Below are 16754 nucleotides of genomic sequence, written 5' to 3' on the forward strand. Positions count from 1 at the left end.
GTTGCGGTCGACGACGGCCACGGAGACGCGCTGGTTCTCCTTCTCGGCGGCGTCCAGGGTCGCCTGCGCGGCCTTCGTCGCGGCCTCGACCGTCAGGTGGGTCGACTGCTGGAGGTTGGCGTCGCCGGCGTCGGCGCGGACCACGGCGGCGGGGGCGGCGGCCGGGGCGGAGGCGTTCGCGGAGACCGCGCCGAAGGTACCGGCGGCGACGACAGCGGCGGCGGTGGCGCCGAAGAGGATCTTCTTCATGAGGAACTCCATGAGGGTGAGGGGGAGGACGACGAGGAGAAGCGAGCCGAGCCGAGGCGAACCGTGCGAGTGGTCCGTTCCTTCGCTCTGCCATCCATCCTGTGGCCGGAACCCGGGCCGTCCGGTCCACGGTCCGGCTGCCCTCCTCACGCACACTGGAGGACGGCCGGGTCAGCCGATCGGCTGATGCCCCCGTGGTCCCCCCGGGTCAGGATGGACAGATATCCCCAGGCCAGGAAGGTGAGAACGTGACACGGCCGACGGAGACCGAGCAGGACCCCGACACCGCCTGGCTGGCGCGGGTCATGCACATCGCCTTCTTCCTCCTCCTCGGCGCCTCGCTCGCCCGCTTCCTGCTGCGCCACCCCTGGGAGGACCGCAGCCCCTGGATCGTCGCCCTCTCCGGCGCCCTCGCCTCCCTCTACCTCCTCGGCCCCGTCGTCGGCACCCGCGCCGCGCCGCGCCGGATCGCCTGGCTGAGCACCGTCGTCGCCGTCTGGATCCTGCTCGTCGTCCTCGCGCCGAGCTTCGCCTGGTGCGCGGTGCCGCTCTTCTACACGGGCCTGCGCACCCTCCCGGCGCGGGCCGCGCTCGGCCTGGTCACGCTGCTCACCGCATTCGTGGTGTTCGCGCAGGTGCAGCTCGCGCACGGCGGCTGGGACCCGAACCTGATCGTCGCCCCGCCGGCCGTCGCCGCCATCGCCACCGGTGTCTTCGTGTACTCGGACCGGCAGGCGGCCCGCCAGCGGGCGCTCATCGACGACCTCATCCGCACCCGGCGCGAACTCGCCGCGATCGAGCGCCGCGAGGGCACCCTCGCCGAGCGCCAGCGCCTGTCCATGGAGATCCACGACACCCTGGCGCAGGGGCTGTCCAGCCAGCAGATGCTGCTCCAGGCCGCCGACCGCACCTGGGACGGCGACCCGGACACCGCCCGCCGCCACGTCCGTACGGCCGAGTCCATCGCCGAACGCAACCTCGCCGAGGCCCGCCGCTTCGTGCACGACCTGGCGCCCGCCGACCTCGCCGAGGGCGGCGGCCTCGAAGAGGCCCTGCGCGGCCTGGCGGCCCGGGAGTCGACGGCGTTCCGGGTCGACGGGAGCGCCGTCCCGCTCCCCGAACGGGTGCAGTCGGCGCTCCTGCGGATCGCGCAGGGCGCCCTCGCCAACATCCGCGAGCACGCCGGCGCGGACTCCGCCGCGCTGACCCTCACGTACCTGGACGACCAGGTGGTCCTGGACATCGCCGACGACGGCCGCGGCTTCGACCCGGTCGACAGGCCCGGCGGGGTACGGGGGCACGGACTGCCCGCGATGCGCGTGCGGGCGCAGCAGCTGGGCGGCACCCTGACAGTCGAGTCCACCCCGGGCGAGGGCACGGTGCTCTCGGCCGCGATCCCGCTCCCGAGCACCCCCACGCACCCGCGCCCGCCTTCGGTCCCTCCCGCTCACCCGCCCTCGAACCCGCCCGTCCAGGAGTCGTGATGTCCGTACGGATCCTCCTCTGCGACGACCACGTCGTCGTCCGCGCCGGCCTGCTCGCCCTCCTCGGCAGCACCCCCGACATCGAGGTCGTCGGCGAGGCCGGCAGCGGCGAGGAGGCCGTCGCGATGGCGGCGAAGCTGAAGCCGGACGTCGTCCTGATGGACCTCCAGCTGGGCGCGGGCATCGACGGCGTGGAGGCGACCCGCCTGATCGCTCCCACCGGCGTCCACGTCCTCGTCCTCACCACGTACGACACGGACGCCGACATCACCCGGGCCATCGAGGCCGGCGCCACCGGCTACCTCCTGAAGGCGGAGCGGCCCGAGGAGCTGTTCGCCGCCATCCACGCGGCCGCCCAGGGCCGCACCGCTCTCTCCCCGCCGGTCGCCAGCCGGGTCATGGACCGGATGCGCGGCGCGGCAGGCCCGAGCCTCACGGACCGGGAGCGGGACATCCTGGGCCAGCTGGGGCGGGGCCTCGGCAACCGCGAGATCGCGCGGGCGCTGTTCATCAGCGAGGCGACGGTGAAGACCCACCTCGGCCGCATCTACGCGAAGCTCGGCGTCGACACGCGCGCGGGCGCGGTCGCGGTGGCGAAGGAACGGCGCCTGCTGCCGTAGATCGCGCTTCGTGCACGCCCAGGGGTCCCGCACTGCTACTGTGCGTGGCCGCGCGACAGCGCGGTGTCATGCCTCAGGCCCGGTCAGTCCAGTGGGAGCGCACGTGAAGCTCGCGATCGTCGGCGGCGGACCCGCCGGCCTCTACCTCTCGATCCTGCTGAAGCGGCAGGACCCCGCCCACGAGATCACCGTGTACGAGCGGAACCCCGAGGGTTCCACGTACGGCTGGGGCGTGACGTACTGGGCCGGGCTCCTCGACAAGCTGCGCGCGGGCGACCCCGAGTCCGCGGCCGCCGTCGCCGAGGCCTCGGTGACCTGGACCGACGGGGTCGCGATCGTCCGCGACGAGCGCACGGTCCACCGGGGCGACGCGGGCTTCGGCATCGGGCGGCGGCGCATGCTGTCACTGCTCGCCGACCGGGCCGAAGAGCTCGGCGTCCGCGTCGAGTTCGAGCACGACATCGCGGGCCCGGAGGCGCCCGAGCTGGCCGACGCGGACCTGGTGGTCGCCGCCGACGGCGTCAACAGCGTGCTCCGCGAGGCCCACCCCGAGCACTTCGGCAGCGCGGTCACGGCCGGCCGCAACCAGTACATCTGGCTCGGCACCACCAAGGTCTTCGACTCCTTCAGCTTCGCCTTCAAGGAGACCGAGCACGGCTGGATCTGGTGCTACGCCTACGGGTTCAGCGGCGAGCGTTCCACCTGTGTCGTCGAGTGCTCCCGCGAGACGTGGACCGGCCTCGGCCTCGACACGCTCGGCGAGGCCGACAGCCTCCACCTCCTCGAGAAGCTGTTCCACGACCTCCTCGACGGGCACGAGCTGATCGGCCGCGACCGGGCCGACGACGCCGCCCAGTGGCTCACCTTCCGCACCCTCACCAACCGGGTCTGGCACCACGGCAACCTCGTCCTCCTCGGCGACGCCGCCCACACCACGCACTACTCGATCGGCGCGGGCACGACCCTGGCCCTGGAGGACGCGCTGGCCCTGGCGGACGCGCTGCGCGCGCACACCGACCTGGACACGGCCCTCACCACGTACGGGAAGCGCCGCCGCGCCGAGCTCGTCTCCGCGCAGAGCGCCGCCCGCTACAGCGCCCAGTGGTACGAGAACCTCCCGCGGTACATGCGCCTGGAGCCGGCCCGGATGTTCGCGCTCCTGGGCCAGCGCCACTCGCCGCTGCTCCCGCACATCCCGCCGCAGCTCTACTATCGGATCGACCGGGCCGCCGAACAGCTGGAGCCGCTGCGCCGCCTCAAGCGCTGGCTGGGCCCGCGGGTGGCGCGCGCGGTGCACGGCCGCCGCTGAGCGTCTCTCACACGCCCCGGCGGTGGACCGCGAGCAGGGCCACCGCCACCGCTCCGAGCGACCAGACCGCGTACACCGTCCGCGCCCCGCCCGCCGTCCTCGGGAACTCCACCGGCACCGGCGAGTCCCCGACCTCCGTCAGCCCCCTCCACGCCCCTTCCCCGGAGTCACCGCCCGTGAGCGCCAGGCACTCGCCCTCGTCGGCCGGGGTCTGTCCAACGGCGAGATCACGGAACGGCTCCACATCAGCGCGGCCACCGCGAAGGCGCACGTGGCGCGCCTCTTCACCAAGCCGGACGCCCGTGACCGGGTGCAGCCGGTGATCCTCGCGTACGAGGTGGGCCTGGCGCCGTGACACCATCGGTTCCGTGCTCGACATCGGCTACTCCCTCTCGCGTCGCTTCCCCGACCCGCCGCAGACCGACTACCGCCACGCGGACGTCCACGCCCTGCGTCACGACCTGTTCTGCGGGGACGTGTACCTCGCCGACACCAAGACGGACCGCGAGGTGTCCACAGCCTGGGGATGGGTGCCGGTCCTCGACTTCGCCTGGGCCCTGTGCGACATCGTCGAGCAGATCGACCAGGACCCGCGCGGCAACCGCGCCTCCCAGCCGCAGTACGCCGAGCTCGACTTCACCGAGTCCTCGGACCGCATGCTCTTCGAGCGCCGCTTCGGCTGGGTGGACGTCGAGGCCGACTGGATGCCGGGCGACGAGCCGCCGATCACCTTCAACCACAAGGTGCTCCGCCGTGAGGCCCGCGACTTCCTGCACGACCTGATCGCCGACCTCACGGACATGCACGAGGGCCTCGCCGACAACCCGGCCATCTGGTCCCTGCAGGCCCGCTTCCCCCGCCTGCCCTGACCCCCGGGCCCGGCCGGCCTCCCCCGCCTGCCCTGCCCGGTCCTGACACAGCCGGTCTCCCCGCCTGCCCCCCGTGCGCACAAGCCTTGCCCCTCCAGCGCGCAAGCCGTGCCCCCCGGCGCACAAGCCGCTACTCCTCCACCCGCACCCCCAGCTGCGCCGCGAGCACCGGCGCCAGGTCGAGGAGCTGGGCCGTCGAGATCACCGCGCCCGCGAGCGACTCGACCCCGCGCGCGATCCCCAGCCGCTGGACGCCTCTCAGGTCCACGTCCTTGAGCCGCGCCCCGCTGAAGTCCACGCCCGTGAGCACGCAGTCCACGAACTCCACCCGTTCGAGCAGGGCGCCCCCGAAGTCGGGCTCGCTCAGCACGCACCCCTCGAAGACGACGTCCTTCAGCTTCGCCGACCGCAGGTTCAGGTAGTCGCTCTTCCCGCCCCGTACGACCACTCTCTCCAGCACCGCCCCGTGCAGCTGCGCCCCGCCGAGCCGCGCGTCCACGAGCTCCACGTCCCGCAGCTGCGCCCCGGCGAGGACCGTCCCCACTCCCCGTACGCCCGTGAGCACCGAGTCGAGGAAGCGGGCCCCCGTCAGCCGCGCCTCGTCGAGTCCGCAGTCGCGCAGCGCGCAGTCCAGGAACCGCGCGCCCTCCCCGGACTGCCCCGTGAGGTCGAGCCCGGTCAGTTCGAGGCTGTCGTAGTCCCCGTCCGGTTCGAGCCCTCCCCCGTACGGCTCCAGGGGAGGCAGCCGCAGCTCCGGTCGCCGCGCCCCCGCGACCGCCGCCTTCTTCTTCCGAGTCGTCGCCATGCCCCCATGGTGATGTACGCCACTGACAACGCCCCGATGTCACGAACGCGACCCCGCCCCTCGTCCCCTTTGCGAGACCGGACACGAGGTCGACGCGAGGTCGACCCGATCGAGAGGGAGAGCGACATGCGGAAGCTCACGATCATCGGCGGCGGCTTCGCCGGACTGACCGCGGCCATCACCGCCGCCGAGGCGGGCGTCAAGGTGACCGTCCACGAGGCGCACCGGACCCCCGGTGGCCGGGCTCGCACCGCCGAGGGCCCCTACCTCGCCAACGAGGGCCCACACGCGATCTACGCCGGCGGCCCGCACTGGACCTGGCTCAAGCAGCGCGGCCTCCTCGGTGCGCTGGCCCCGCTGCCGGTCTCCGAGGCCCTCCGGCTCCGCTTCCACCGCGGCGGCGCCCTGCGCCGCACCCCGCCGCTCGGCATGCTGCGCCAGTCCCTCCGTGACGCCGGGCAGGCCCCCGTGGACGTCGACTTCCGCACCTGGGCCACCGGGCTCGTGGGCGAGCGGGCGGCGCACGCCGCCGCCGCGTACGCGGCGGTCGCGACCTTCCACCACGACCCGGGCTCACTCTCCGCCCGCTTCGTTCAGGAGCGGCTCCACCGGGCCACCTCCGTGCCGCCGGAGGCGCATTTCGTCCGGGGCGGCTGGGGCCTGCTGATCGAGCGGATGGTCGCGCGCGCGTGGGAGACGGGCGTGCGCATCGAGACGTCGTCCCGTGTCGACAGCCTCGACGCCCTGCCGCTCGGCGAGGGGCCCGTGGTCGTCGCGACCGCGCTGCCGGCCGCCGCCCGGCTGCTCGGCGACCCGTCGCTGACGTGGGAGAGCGGCCGTACGGTCCTGTTCGACCTGGCGCTGCGCACCCGGAAGGGCGACCCGTTCGTGATCTCGGACCTGGACGCGCCGGGCTGGATCGAGCGCTTCACGGCCCAGGACCCCACGCTCGCCCCGGCCGGGCAGCAGCTGATCCAGGCCCAGCTGCCGATCGGCCCGGGCGAGTCGAAGGCGGACGGTGTGGCCCACGCCGAACGGCTCCTCGACCTCGGCTTCCGAGGCTGGCGCCAGCGGACGGTGTGGCGGCGGGATTCGGTGTGCCAGGGGCGTACGGGAGCGGTCGACCGGCCCGGCACGACCTGGCGCGACCGGCCGGCCGTCGACCGGGGCGACGGTGTGTACCTGGTGGGCGATCAGGTGGCGGCTCCGGGCGTGCTCGCGGAGGTGTCGTTCACGAGCGCGGTGGAGGCGGTGTCGCTGGCGCTGCGCGCGGAACGAGGTGTCCTGCGGAAGGGCCTTGACCTCAAGCACGCTTGAGGTCGGAGGGTGTTCCTCGTCGGACCACGCCCACCCGCACGACGAACGGGGAACGCCATGCGCGCCATCCGCCTCCACGCCTTCGGCCCCGCCGAGAACCTCACATACGAGGAGACCCCCGACCCCGCACCGGGCCCCGGCCAGGTCCGTGTCAAGGTCGCGGCGGCCGGGGTGCACCTCCTCGACACCGCGCTCCGGGAAGGCATGACGGGCCCGTTCCCGGCGCCCGCCGAGCTGCCCACGATCCCGGGGCGCGAGGTCGCCGGCACCGTCGAAGCCCTCGGCGAGGGCACCGACCCGGCCTGGCTCGGCAAGCGGGTCGTCGCCCACCTCGGCATGGCCCCCGGCGGATACGCCGAGCTCGCCGTCACCGACGCCGCCCGCCTCCACGCGCTGCCCGACCACCTCGGCGAGGCGGAGGCCGTCGCCATGATCGGCACCGGACGCACCACCCTGGGCATCCTGCAGTTCACCGAGCTCGGCCCCGACTCGGTGGCCGTCGTGCCCGCGGCGGCCGGCGGCATCGGCACCCTGCTCGTCCAGTACGCCAAGAACGCCGGCGCCACCGTCATCGGCCTCGCCGGCGGCCCGTCGAAGGTCGCGCTCGTCGCGGAGAACGGCGCCGACCTGGCCGTCGACTACAAGCGGCCCGACTGGCCGGAGAAGGTCCGCGCGTACCTGGGCGAGCGCACCGCCACCGTCGTCTTCGACTCGGTCGGCGGCGACACGGGCCGCGCGGCCGTCGACCTCCTCGGCAAGGGCGGGCAGCACGTCGTCTTCGGCTGGTCGGGCGCCGGACTCCACGACGGCGAGCCGCTCACCTTCGCCCCGGAGGAACTCGCCGCGCGCGGCATCACGTCGGAATCCGTCCTCGGCCCCGTCATGCTCCAGAAGGCGGGCGGCGACGTCCGCACCCTCGAACTCGCCGCCCTGGACGCGGCGACCACGGGCACCCTCCGCCCGGCGGTCCACCGCTTCCCGCTGGCGGACGCGGCGGGCGCGCACCGCGCCCTGGAGACGCGGGGCACGACGGGCAAGGTGGTCCTGATCCCCTAGGGGGTGCCGTCACATTCCCGTCGTCGCCCGAAGGGCGGCCCGGGGACCAGGCCGGACACCCCCGGCCTCAGACGGCGGCCCCGACCACGTCCCAGGAGTGCGCCTTGAACTCCTTCAGGAAGTCGGGGTGGTCCTCCCACATCCGGGCGACGGAGCGCAGCACGTCCCAGTTGTGCTCCAGCGCCTGGTCCACCACCTGCCGCAGCTCGGGCGCCGACTCCCGCTGCTCCACGAGACCGTTGACGGCGGAGGCCGCCTGCACGGTGTACCGCGCGGCACGCAGCGCCCGGGAGGTGTCGTCCATGCCGAACCCGTGGTCACTCCCGTTCGCCGGGTCGAAGAGCGGCGTCAACCGCGCCTCGATGAACGCCGTGATCCGCTGAAACCGCTGGGCAATATCCGTATCCATGCCCCCTTCCTACACCCCCGCCCCACCCAGCTCGGCCAGCGCCCCGTCCGTCAGCCGGTACACCGTCCACTCGTCCTGCGGGCGGGCGCCGAGGGACTCGTAGAAGTCGATCGACGGCTTGTTCCAGTTCAGTACGGACCACTCCAGGCGCTCGTACCCGCGCTCGACGCAGATCCGGGCCAGTTCGGTCAGCAGCGCCTTGCCGTGGCCGCCGCCGCGCACCTCCGGGCGGACGTACAGGTCCTCCAGGTAGATGCCGTGGACCCCGCGCCAGGTCGAGAAGTTGAGGAACCAGATCGCGAAGCCCACGACCTCGCCGTCCTCGGTCTCGGCGACGTGCGCGAAGGCGGCGGGGCGCTCGCCGAAGAGCGCCTCATGAAGCTGCTCGGGGGTCGTACGGACCTCGTCGAGGGCCTTCTCGTACTCCGCGAGATCACGGACGAGGGCGTGGACGACGGGAACGTCTGCAGGCGTGGCTGTACGGATCATGGGGCAAGCCTGCCCCGGGCGCACCGTTCCCGGCCAGGAGGTTTCACGGGGCCCGGCGCACGCCTCACCCCCGCGCCGCCCGCAGGATCCGCGCCACCTCCACCTGCTCTCCGTCCAGCCCCGGCTCCCCGTCCTCCACGTCCCACAGCCCGTTCTGCAGCACCCGCCCCAGCGTCCACGCCACCGCCCTCCCCCGGTCGCCGACGACCTCGGCGAGGAGGTCGAAGCGCCACAGGACGTCGGCCGGGTCGAAGCGGTCCATCAGGGCCGGCAGCAGGTCGAAGCCCGGGTCGCCCGCGAGCGGCTTGGGGTCGATCGCCAGCCACGGTTCGCGCTCGGCCGCGAGGACGTTCCCGAGGTGCAGGTCCCAGTGGAGCAGCCGGTCGCCCGGTTCGCCCGCCACCTCCCGTACGGCCGCCGCGCAGTCCCGCAGCACCGCCGCGTCCTCCGCGCCGAGGCGTCCGGCCGCGTCCGGCACGTCCGCGAGCATCCCGGCCGCGATGTCGCCGAGTCCCCGCAGCCCCTCCGGCGCCGGCAGCGCCACCAGCCGGGCGAGCAGCCCCGCGACGACGCCCATCGCCTCCCGCGTGTCGGCGACGGAGCTCAGCGGCCGGGCCTCGTCGAGCCTTTCGAGGAGCATCGTCCCCGTACCGGCGTCGTGGTCGAGGAGCCGCACGACGCCGCCGCCGTCCCAGGCGCGCAGCCCGACCGGCTCCCCCTCGGTCTCATCGTCGAGGATCTGCATCTTCAGCGCGGCCGGCATGCCGTCCGTGACCCGCTCCACGGGCAGCACCAGCGACGCCATGCCGTACATGGAGGGCCCGGTGACCCGCAGCCCCCACCGGTCGAGGAACTCCTCGGCCCGTTCCGGCAGGCCGGCGACGAACGCCCGTCCCGCCTCCCCGTTGTACTTCACCTGAGACGCGACGAGTCGGTCCGGTACGTGAATCACCCCACGACCCTAGACACCCGCGTCGCGCAGCGCCTCCGAGAATCGGGCCGCGTCGTACAGGGCGTCCCCGCCCGGCGCTGCGAGGCGAAGACGACGATCTTCGTACCGTCCACGGCCGCGGGAAGCTTCGCGAGCACGTCCGCGTGCCCCTCCGGAGCCACCGTCACCACGGCGGCCTCCGACGCCCCCCCTCCGAACACCCCACCGCCGCAAGGCCGATGAGACCTGCCGAGACAGCCGCGGCCACCAGGCGCCGGGTCCTGCGCACGGGCAAGGGAGAGTCCTTCCGGAGCGACGGAATCCGTAGCGGCCACACGTGTGCCGTCCACCCTCGAAGCCAGGCCGGGCCCCCTCCGGGAATCGTCGCCGAAGGACCCGTATCCACAGGACCAAGGCCCCCGGTAACCTCCCGCCCACGCACCCGGAAGAGGGATACACATGAGTACGGTCAACGGCGGCATCTCGTTCTGGTACGCACAGGACGGCGCCCCCGATCCCCGCGAACCGCTCCCCGGCGACACCACCGCCGACGTCTGCATCGTCGGCGGCGGCTACACGGGCCTGTGGACCGCCTACTACCTCAAGAAGGCCGTCCCCTTCCTCAACATCACCGTCCTGGAGGCGAAGTTCTGCGGGTACGGCGCCTCCGGCCGCAACGGCGGCTGGCTCTACAACGGCATCGCCGGCCGCGACCGCTACGCCAAGCTCCACGGCCACGAGGCCGCCGTCCGCCTCCAGCAGGCCATGAACGCCACCGTCACCGAGGTCCTCGACGTCTGCGAGACCGAGAAGATCGAGGCCGACCAGCACCGCGGCGGCGTCCTGGAGGTCGCCCTCTCCCCCGCCCAGCTGGCCCGCCTCAAGGACTTCCACGCGGTCGAGACCGCCTTCGGCGAGACGGACCGGGAGATGTACGGCGCCCGCGAGACCTCCGACCGCATCCGCGTCACCGGCGCCGTCGGCTCCTCCTGGACCCCGCACGGCGCCCGCCTGCACCCGGTGAAACTGGTGAAGGGCCTCGCGGCGGCCGTCGAGGCGCTCGGCGTCACCATCCACGAGTCGACCCCGGTCACCGAGATCAAGCCGAAGCACGCGGTCACCCCGTACGGCACGGTCCGAGCCCCGTACATCCTGCGCTGCACCGAGGGCTTCACGGCCTCCCTCGCCGGCCAGCGCCGCACCTGGCTCCCGATGAACTCCTCGATGATCGCCACCGAGCCGCTCACCGACGCACAGTGGGAGTCGATCGGCTGGGCCGGCCGCGAGACCCTCGGCGACATGGCGCACGCCTACATGTACGCCCAGCGCACCGCCGACGGCCGCATCGCCCTGGGCGGCCGGGGAGTCCCGTACCGCTTCGGCTCGAAGACGGACAACGACGGTCGCACCCAGCCCCGGACGATCGAGGCACTCCGCGACGTCCTGGTCCGCTTCTTCCCCCAGCTGGCGGGTGTACGGGTGGACCACGCCTGGTCCGGCGTCCTCGGCGTCCCGCGCGACTGGTGCGCCACGGTCACCCTGGACCGCTCGACGGGCCTGGGCTGGGCGGGCGGCTACGTCGGCTCGGGCGTCGCGACGGCGAACCTCGCGGCCCGCACCCTGCGCGACCTCATCCAGCAGGACTCGGGCCAGTCGGGCCCGACCGACCTCACGGCCCTCCCCTGGGTCAACCACAAGGTCCGCAAGTGGGAGCCCGAGCCACTGCGCTGGCTGGGGGTGCAGACGATGTACGCGGCCTTCCGGGGCGCGGACCGCCGCGAGGCGACGGGCCACGCGGCGACGACGGACAGGGTGGCGATCCTGGCGAACCGTGTGAGCGGCCGCTGAGACCGCGCTCCTCGGCCCTCACCCCTCGCCCTCACCCCTCGCTCTCACTCCACGTCGATGCCGAAGTCCCCGACAAGCTCCTCCAGCCCGCCCCGGTACCCCTTCCCGCCGAGGACGAAGTCCCAGTCGCCGCCGGAGCGCCTCCGGAAGGACCCGAGGACGAGCGCGGTCTCGCCGGGGCGGCCGTCGGAGACGACGAGCCGGTCGAGCTCGGCGCCGGAGTCGTCCCGCAGCCGGATGCCGGCGTCGGTGAACCCGCCGAGGTCGGCGTCCGGATTGACCTCGGGGTCGACGGCGGCGACGAGCACGAGCCGGTCGGCGGAAGCCGGCAGGGCGTCGAAACCGACCCGGACGGCCGCCCGGTCGCCGGGCGGGGCGGCGACCATGGCGACGGAACCGTCGGGCGTGGCGGGGTTGTTGAAGAAGACGAACCACTCGTCGCCGAGTACCCGCTGACCGGAACAGACGAGCGCGCAGACGTCGAGCGCGGCGGACCCGGACCAGTCCATCCCGAGGAGATTGAAGTCGGCGTCGGCCTCGGCGGTGGGGGCGGCGACGGGCGCGGCGGAAGCGACGGGGGACGCGGGCGACGCGGGCGTCGTCCCGGCCCCCAGGCGCCCGCGAAGTCCGTGCTGGTGCAGCAGATCGACGAGCTCGACGCCGGAGATCAGGGTCAGCGGCTTGCCGTTGGCGAAGGTGTAGGAGCCGGGCCCGAACCCGGACGTGGTGACCAGGACACCCTTGTTGGCGCCCGCGCTCTGCACGGTCCCGAAGAGGTCGCGTACGGCGGAGGGCGGAACGGTGTTCCGGTACCGCTTCACCTGGACGAGGATCGACCCGCCGCTGATGGGGTCGGGGTCGAGGGCCTCGACGTCGACGCCGCCGTCGTTGGACCGCTGGGTGGTGACCGCCTGAAGGCCCCGGGCCCGGAAGAGCTGGGCGACGAGCCCCTCGAAGGCGATCGGATCCATGGCGAGCAGATCGGGCTCGTCCCCGTCCCCCTGCACGACGACCTCGGCCCCGACCTGCTCGGGAGTCCACAGGGGGGCGACGGCCACGCGTTCGTCGGGCTTGGCGGAGAGCCGGCCGCCGAGGGCGCCGGTCACGCACTCCACGGCCCCGACGAACTCCAGGTTGAGCCGCTCGAAGACGTCCCGCCCGACGGCGACGGAGGCGACGCAGACGCGCCCGGCGAGCCCGGTGGCGGGATCCACGCCCCCGACGTACCCGTTGAGGGTGACGGCCTCCAGGGCGCCGGAGCGATCGGCGCGGAAGAGCTCGTGCAGGGCGAGGAGAACGCTCTGGGCGAGCACGTCGCGATAAAGGGCGCGCCGCTGGGTCACGGGCCGGGGAACGTCCTTCTCCTGATCGGTACTGAAAAGGTATTTGACCCCCTTGGCCTCGGGAACGACCTCGTACCCGGGCAGGTCCCAGTCGAGTACGAGCCGGCGTCGGCCGCGCTCGTAGGCGGCGGACACCTCGCGGGGGAAGCCCTCGGGCCAGGCGGTGGAGGCGAAGAGCACGGCGGAGAAGAACTCGACGACCGTCTCGGCATCGCCGCCGCCGAGGGCGACCTCGGTCCCGGCGACCCCACGGTTGTGCGCACGTATCTCGTCGAGCCGGGCGGCGGCCCATTCGTCGTACGCCCTCCGGTAGGCGGCCAACTGCTCGACGCGCCGCGCCTCAGCGGCCTGGGCGGCATACCAGTCCCGCTCGAACCGGGCACGCGCGTCCCGCTCGGCCTGGGCCCGTCCCGAGACGGTCCAGGAGGCCTCGGGCCGATAGAACCGCTGATCGGGCATGGGTACGGGCTCCCCGAGCGGCCCGGGCGAGAACGGCTCGATGCTCTCGGCCCTCCGCAGCGTGTCGACACTGAAGGCGGGCGCCCGGCACCCGGCGGCCAACAACCCCTCGAGCACCTGCACCCGCGCGTCCAACTCCTGGGTCCGCCGGAGGGCGTCGGCCTCGCGCTGCTGCCGGTACGCGGCCTTCTGCTCCCGCTGCATCCGGGCGACGTCCCGCTCGTACGCCCGCTGCACCCGCTCGGCATCCCGCTGCTGCCGCAGCACGGCCTGATGCTGTCCCTCCCGCTGCCGCTGCGCCACCCGCTGCTGCTCGGCCCACACCCCGATCAGCCCCCCGGAACGCCGCCCCATCAGCCCCACCCCTCCCGCAGAACACCCCAGCCACCAGTACGCCCCCGTAAGGACCAAGTGTCCCGGACCAAGACCGTCCGGGACACAGGAACGACGGGCACGGGTGCGCGACGACGGGCACCGGTGCGGTACGACGACATCGCGCACGCCCGGCTCAGGGCTGCTCCGCCTGTTTCAGCAGCCCCTTGACGGACACCTCCGAGTTGACACTGACCCAGCCGAGGCCGTACCTCTCGGCCTCTCTCCGAGTCTCGCCGTCGTCCAGCTCCCCGTACATTTCCTCGATCGACGGGCTTTTCTCCCGACCCGTGAGATTGACCGAGGTGACGAATCCCTCCGTGACCTCCGTCGGCGACCAGAACGCCACCACATATCGCGGCTTGCGCGTCACGTTGATCAAGTTGGTGTTGTAGCGCACTCTGCTGTGGTAAATGACGTACTCGCCGCAGTCGTCGGGTGCGCAGCGCCCACCGTCCGCCTCGACCCAGGAGAGGTCGGCGTAGATCTCGTCATCGAGCTTTCCCCGGTCCTGCCGGAGGAAGGTGAACGAGAGAACGGCGTCCAGCGTCTCGAACCTCGTGTCCTTGGGAAGGGTGATCACCCGCTCCATCTTGAACTCCTCCCCGATGTCCAAGGTCGACCCAGGTCCCTGGAACTGCCCCGATGCGATGATCTCAGGGACGAGCCCCCTCGCGAAGGCCTGGGCGTCGGCGCTCCATTCGATGTCCCCCTCGTCGGTTTTCCACTCCTCCATGCCGAGACCGTCCCGGGCGAACTCCGTCATGTATCCGGTGACCGTGTAGTCGTCGACGACGAGGTACACCGGAATCCCGCCTGCGTTCTTCGCGTAGAGCTTCAGGGGGACGTGGATGTAGGGCGAATCGGCATCCGCCTGCGGTTTCCCGAAATCCGCCCTCAGGACGAAGTGCAGGGGAGCGGCGATGGGTTGGTACAGAATCGAGTACCCCAGGCTGACCGCGGTCAGCGTCGCCGTGACGGTGACACCTGCCGCGAACCTCCTGGGGTGCGGTATCCCTCGCCACACCTTCTCGTGGACGAGGACGTGGAGGGCCCACAGCGACCAGAGCCACAGCGCGAGAAAGACGACGACCGCGCGGATGAACTCCCTCTCCTGCAGCCACAGGAACAGGAGCAGAGTCGTGGTGGCCAGCGCCATGAGCACGCCGAGCAGGACCAGCGCTCCGGACAGCCTGACCTGCCGGCGGCCCCAGTGGTCGACGACCGCGGGCAACGCGGCCGCCTGAACCACGCCGGCCAACAGGAACAGAACACCGACCAGCCGTTGCGCGAAGGTCAGCGCCCCCAGCGCGTCGGCCCAGCCGATGACGAAATGGAGGCCGATCGAGCCGAGCAGTCCCACGATCATGAGGCCGATGACCAGGTGCCGCCTCCAGCCGCGGTCGTCGGGCCAGCAGTTGCTGTCACCGCCACGCCAGTGAACGCGCGAACGGTCGTCGAGATCCAGGTCGTCGGGGTAGCCCAGCCGGCCGAGCACCTTCCGCAACTCGCGAAGCGACCAGGCGCTGCCCACCGACTTGCCATGAATGGTGATCCGACGCAGACCGCGCCGGTCAGGCGGCTCGACGACCACCCAAGGTCGTATGCCCATGACCCCACCCTCGACGCCCCACCCGCCATGTGCACGCCGAACTGCTGCGTTGGACTGAATCGAGCCCCGCACTGCCGGGCGCCACAAGGCTCCCGTGACGACCATCGGACTCGCCACTCTGTGCACTCACCCGATTACCTAACGCTAGGATCGCGGGCGTCGCCGCGGCTATGCGGCGGACCGAGAGAGGGGCACCTGAATGGCCATCATCGTCACCTTCGACCTCCCTGGCGCCGGGCAGGAGCTGTACGACGCGGTCATCGCGCGCGTGACCGACGGGCAAGGCTTCACACAGTTCGCGGACCTGGGAAACCCGGGCCTCGTCTCGCACGCGGCGGGACCGGTCGACGGAGGGTTCCGCGTGACCGAGGTCTGGGAGAGCGCGGAGGCCCTCGAAACCCACGCGAAGACCTTCGGCCCCATCCTGGCCGACCTCGGCCACGCCGACGTCCAGCCCACGATCATCCCGGCCCACAACGTCGTGGTCCGCTAGGACCGTTCACCACCACCCCGAACGCCGAAGACCCCCGACCACGATCGGTCGGGGGTCTTCACCGTCAAGCACCCTGTCGAGTTCGGACCATGCGGCCGAACTGCGGCAGGAACGTGTCGGCGGAGTGCGGTCCACGCCCTGCCGCCTTCTCCAGCCGGGCACTCTCCCTTGCAACGGCAGCCCCGTCCTGGGCCTCTAACGGCCGTCCTGCCCGGGCACAAGGACACGGTGAGCCGCCCAGCCGGCTGGGGTGAGCTCCCAAGGATCCCCATGCCGCTCGTAAGGCTTGAGAAGGCCTGCCTTGACCATTCGGTTCCGCTGCCAAGCGGTTCGGTTCTCCCACTTGACTTCTCCGTTGGACGGTTGCGGCAAGTGGTCGGTCTCGGTCAACTGGGACCCGTATCGCTCTTCGATCCTCCGAAGCACGGACCGCTTGGAACCCGCACCGCCCATCTCACCCAGCGTTGCGAGGAGCCAACGGCCGAGTACCTCATGGGGTGTCAGCTGCATGGCGCCGATCGTAGGATGCCGCGCCGGCCGGTGTGGCGCCCTTTGCCGACAAAGTGGCCAGGCCCTAGATGTATTGATCACGAGCGTTGTTGACACTGGTCTGGTCTTGAACATGGCGAAGACCTCCGGTGTGGTGGGAGCTGTCTAGGAACTCACCTCACGGAGGTCTTCGTGGCCCACCGTAATGCCCGGTTGACCGTCTTTGTCTGCTCGGGGCGCCCGGTCGCTCATGTGGCCGCCGAGATGGGCATATCGCGGGCCACGGCCCACAAGTGGATCCGCCGGTGGCGGGCCGAGGGTGAGGCGGGTATGCACGACCGGTCGAGCCGGCCTCGCACGACGCCGCACCGGACCGCGGCCGCGGTGGAAGACCGCGCCCGCGACCTGCGGCAGAGCCGTAAGCCTGGCTTGCCGGAACCGGGTGGTACCGGGAAGAGCTCGCTCGGTGGAACGACTCCTCAGCGACGGTGTCCAAGGCCCGGCCGTCCCTGAGCGCAGCCGCTGATGTCACCCGTGGATGCCGAAGACCCCCAACCATGATCGGTCGGGGGTCTTCGACGTTCCTGCCTGGAGCCCCCT

The 16754-nt window shown here is 72.3% G+C and carries 16 protein-coding genes and 2 pseudogenes; 10 read left to right on the plus strand and 8 right to left on the minus strand.

From position 1 onward, the window contains the following. A pseudogene (locus tag IF00_RS0129160) lies at positions 1-249 on the minus strand (heme-binding protein); the annotation flags it as partial. 248 nt (positions 250-497) lie between these two features. Between IF00_RS0129160 and IF00_RS0129165 the strand changes: the two are divergent. The 5 genes from IF00_RS0129165 (at position 498) to IF00_RS0129190 (ending at position 4531) form a co-directional block, all read left to right on the plus strand. Next, the gene (locus IF00_RS0129165; RefSeq protein WP_051820667.1) at positions 498-1733 is read left to right on the plus strand and encodes a sensor histidine kinase; all 1236 of its coding nucleotides are present in this window, start codon (positions 498-500) and stop codon (positions 1731-1733) included. Then, positions 1733-2353: a response regulator gene (locus IF00_RS0129170; protein WP_030323137.1), complete on the plus strand. Its 621-nt coding sequence runs from the start codon at positions 1733-1735 to the stop codon at positions 2351-2353. The genes IF00_RS0129165 and IF00_RS0129170 overlap by 1 nt, the downstream gene beginning before the upstream one ends. A gap of 103 nt (positions 2354-2456) precedes the next feature. Beyond that, positions 2457-3662, plus strand: a complete 1206-nt coding sequence (locus IF00_RS0129175; RefSeq protein WP_030323139.1) for an FAD-dependent monooxygenase — start codon at positions 2457-2459, stop codon at positions 3660-3662. Positions 3663-3684: 22 nt separating this feature from the next. Further along, positions 3685-4017 carry a response regulator transcription factor gene (locus IF00_RS48090; protein ID WP_388310460.1) on the plus strand — a complete coding sequence of 111 codons (333 nt, stop codon included), beginning with the start codon at positions 3685-3687 and terminating at the stop codon, positions 4015-4017. A gap of 13 nt (positions 4018-4030) precedes the next feature. Continuing rightward, positions 4031-4531: a hypothetical protein gene (locus tag IF00_RS0129190; protein WP_030323142.1), complete on the plus strand. Its 501-nt coding sequence runs from the start codon at positions 4031-4033 to the stop codon at positions 4529-4531. 130 nt (positions 4532-4661) lie between these two features. Here the strand turns inward: IF00_RS0129190 and IF00_RS0129195 are convergent, their stop codons facing one another. Continuing rightward, entirely contained in the window at positions 4662-5336 is a 675-nt protein-coding gene (locus IF00_RS0129195; protein ID WP_030323144.1) for a pentapeptide repeat-containing protein, read from the minus strand. A 126-nt stretch (positions 5337-5462) separates the two neighbouring features. Here IF00_RS0129195 and IF00_RS0129200 point away from each other — a divergent pair, with 126 nt between their 5' ends. Next, positions 5463-6653 carry an NAD(P)-binding protein gene (locus tag IF00_RS0129200; RefSeq protein ID WP_030323145.1) on the plus strand — a complete coding sequence of 397 codons (1191 nt, stop codon included), beginning with the start codon at positions 5463-5465 and terminating at the stop codon, positions 6651-6653. Positions 6654-6710: 57 nt separating this feature from the next. After that, positions 6711-7709 carry a zinc-binding dehydrogenase gene (locus IF00_RS0129205; protein WP_030323147.1) on the plus strand — a complete coding sequence of 333 codons (999 nt, stop codon included), beginning with the start codon at positions 6711-6713 and terminating at the stop codon, positions 7707-7709. Between the two features lie 67 nt (positions 7710-7776). Here the strand turns inward: IF00_RS0129205 and IF00_RS0129210 are convergent, their stop codons facing one another. From IF00_RS0129210 to IF00_RS0129220, 3 genes are all read right to left on the minus strand, one after another. After that, on the minus strand, positions 7777-8118 hold the full coding sequence (locus IF00_RS0129210) for a hypothetical protein (RefSeq protein ID WP_030323149.1): 342 nt from the start codon (positions 8116-8118) through the stop codon (positions 7777-7779). Positions 8119-8127: 9 nt separating this feature from the next. Next, positions 8128-8607: a GNAT family N-acetyltransferase gene (locus IF00_RS0129215; protein ID WP_030323152.1), complete on the minus strand. Its 480-nt coding sequence runs from the start codon at positions 8605-8607 to the stop codon at positions 8128-8130. 64 nt (positions 8608-8671) lie between these two features. Next, positions 8672-9559, minus strand: coding sequence for an aminoglycoside phosphotransferase family protein (locus IF00_RS0129220; protein ID WP_030323153.1), 888 nt, complete (start codon positions 9557-9559; stop codon positions 8672-8674). 438 nt (positions 9560-9997) lie between these two features. Here IF00_RS0129220 and IF00_RS0129230 point away from each other — a divergent pair, with 438 nt between their 5' ends. Next, positions 9998-11386 (plus strand): NAD(P)/FAD-dependent oxidoreductase, encoded by a 1389-nt coding sequence (locus IF00_RS0129230; protein ID WP_030323155.1) that lies wholly within the window; start codon positions 9998-10000, stop codon positions 11384-11386. A 44-nt stretch (positions 11387-11430) separates the two neighbouring features. On the opposite strand, the gene IF00_RS0129235 is transcribed toward IF00_RS0129230, so the two are convergent. After that, positions 11431-13542, minus strand: a complete 2112-nt coding sequence (locus IF00_RS0129235) for a restriction endonuclease (RefSeq protein ID WP_030323157.1) — start codon at positions 13540-13542, stop codon at positions 11431-11433. 154 nt (positions 13543-13696) lie between these two features. After that, positions 13697-15154 carry a hypothetical protein gene (locus IF00_RS42865; protein ID WP_051820668.1) on the minus strand — a complete coding sequence of 486 codons (1458 nt, stop codon included), beginning with the start codon at positions 15152-15154 and terminating at the stop codon, positions 13697-13699. A gap of 217 nt (positions 15155-15371) precedes the next feature. Here IF00_RS42865 and IF00_RS0129245 point away from each other — a divergent pair, with 217 nt between their 5' ends. Continuing rightward, complete coding sequence (locus tag IF00_RS0129245) at positions 15372-15665, plus strand: hypothetical protein (protein WP_030323160.1); 294 nt, start codon at positions 15372-15374, stop codon at positions 15663-15665. 195 nt (positions 15666-15860) lie between these two features. Here IF00_RS0129245 and IF00_RS48095 read toward each other — a convergent pair whose 3' ends face one another. Further along, positions 15861-16289 carry a winged helix-turn-helix domain-containing protein gene (locus IF00_RS48095; RefSeq protein ID WP_078944890.1) on the minus strand — a complete coding sequence of 143 codons (429 nt, stop codon included), beginning with the start codon at positions 16287-16289 and terminating at the stop codon, positions 15861-15863. A 57-nt stretch (positions 16290-16346) separates the two neighbouring features. Between IF00_RS48095 and IF00_RS44110 the strand changes: the two are divergent. After that, positions 16347-16583: pseudogene (locus IF00_RS44110) on the plus strand (helix-turn-helix domain-containing protein); the annotation flags it as partial. Between the last annotated feature and the right edge of the window lie 171 nt (positions 16584-16754).

This window comes from Streptomyces flavochromogenes (assembly GCF_000717595.1).
In the GTDB taxonomy this organism is placed as follows: Bacteria; Actinomycetota; Actinomycetes; order Streptomycetales; family Streptomycetaceae; genus Streptomyces; species Streptomyces flavochromogenes.

What these genes read in the sequence shown, in the direction of transcription:
- IF00_RS0129170 (WP_030323137.1), top strand. Translation starts at nt 1,733, where the DNA reads ATGTCCGTACGGATCCTCCTCTGCGACGACCACGTCGTCGTCCGCGCC.
- IF00_RS0129205 (WP_030323147.1), top strand. Translation starts at nt 6,711, where the DNA reads ATGCGCGCCATCCGCCTCCACGCCTTCGGCCCCGCCGAGAACCTCACA.
- IF00_RS0129210 (WP_030323149.1), bottom strand. Translation starts at nt 8,118, where the DNA reads ATGGATACGGATATTGCCCAGCGGTTTCAGCGGATCACGGCGTTCATC.
- IF00_RS0129235 (WP_030323157.1), bottom strand. Translation starts at nt 13,542, where the DNA reads ATGGGGCGGCGTTCCGGGGGGCTGATCGGGGTGTGGGCCGAGCAGCAG.
- IF00_RS0129230 (WP_030323155.1), top strand. Translation starts at nt 9,998, where the DNA reads ATGAGTACGGTCAACGGCGGCATCTCGTTCTGGTACGCACAGGACGGC.
- IF00_RS0129195 (WP_030323144.1), bottom strand. Translation starts at nt 5,336, where the DNA reads ATGGCGACGACTCGGAAGAAGAAGGCGGCGGTCGCGGGGGCGCGGCGA.
- IF00_RS0129245 (WP_030323160.1), top strand. Translation starts at nt 15,372, where the DNA reads ATGGCCATCATCGTCACCTTCGACCTCCCTGGCGCCGGGCAGGAGCTG.
- IF00_RS0129200 (WP_030323145.1), top strand. Translation starts at nt 5,463, where the DNA reads ATGCGGAAGCTCACGATCATCGGCGGCGGCTTCGCCGGACTGACCGCG.
- IF00_RS48095 (WP_078944890.1), bottom strand. Translation starts at nt 16,289, where the DNA reads ATGTTCAAGACCAGACCAGTGTCAACAACGCTCGTGATCAATACATCT.
- IF00_RS0129215 (WP_030323152.1), bottom strand. Translation starts at nt 8,607, where the DNA reads ATGATCCGTACAGCCACGCCTGCAGACGTTCCCGTCGTCCACGCCCTC.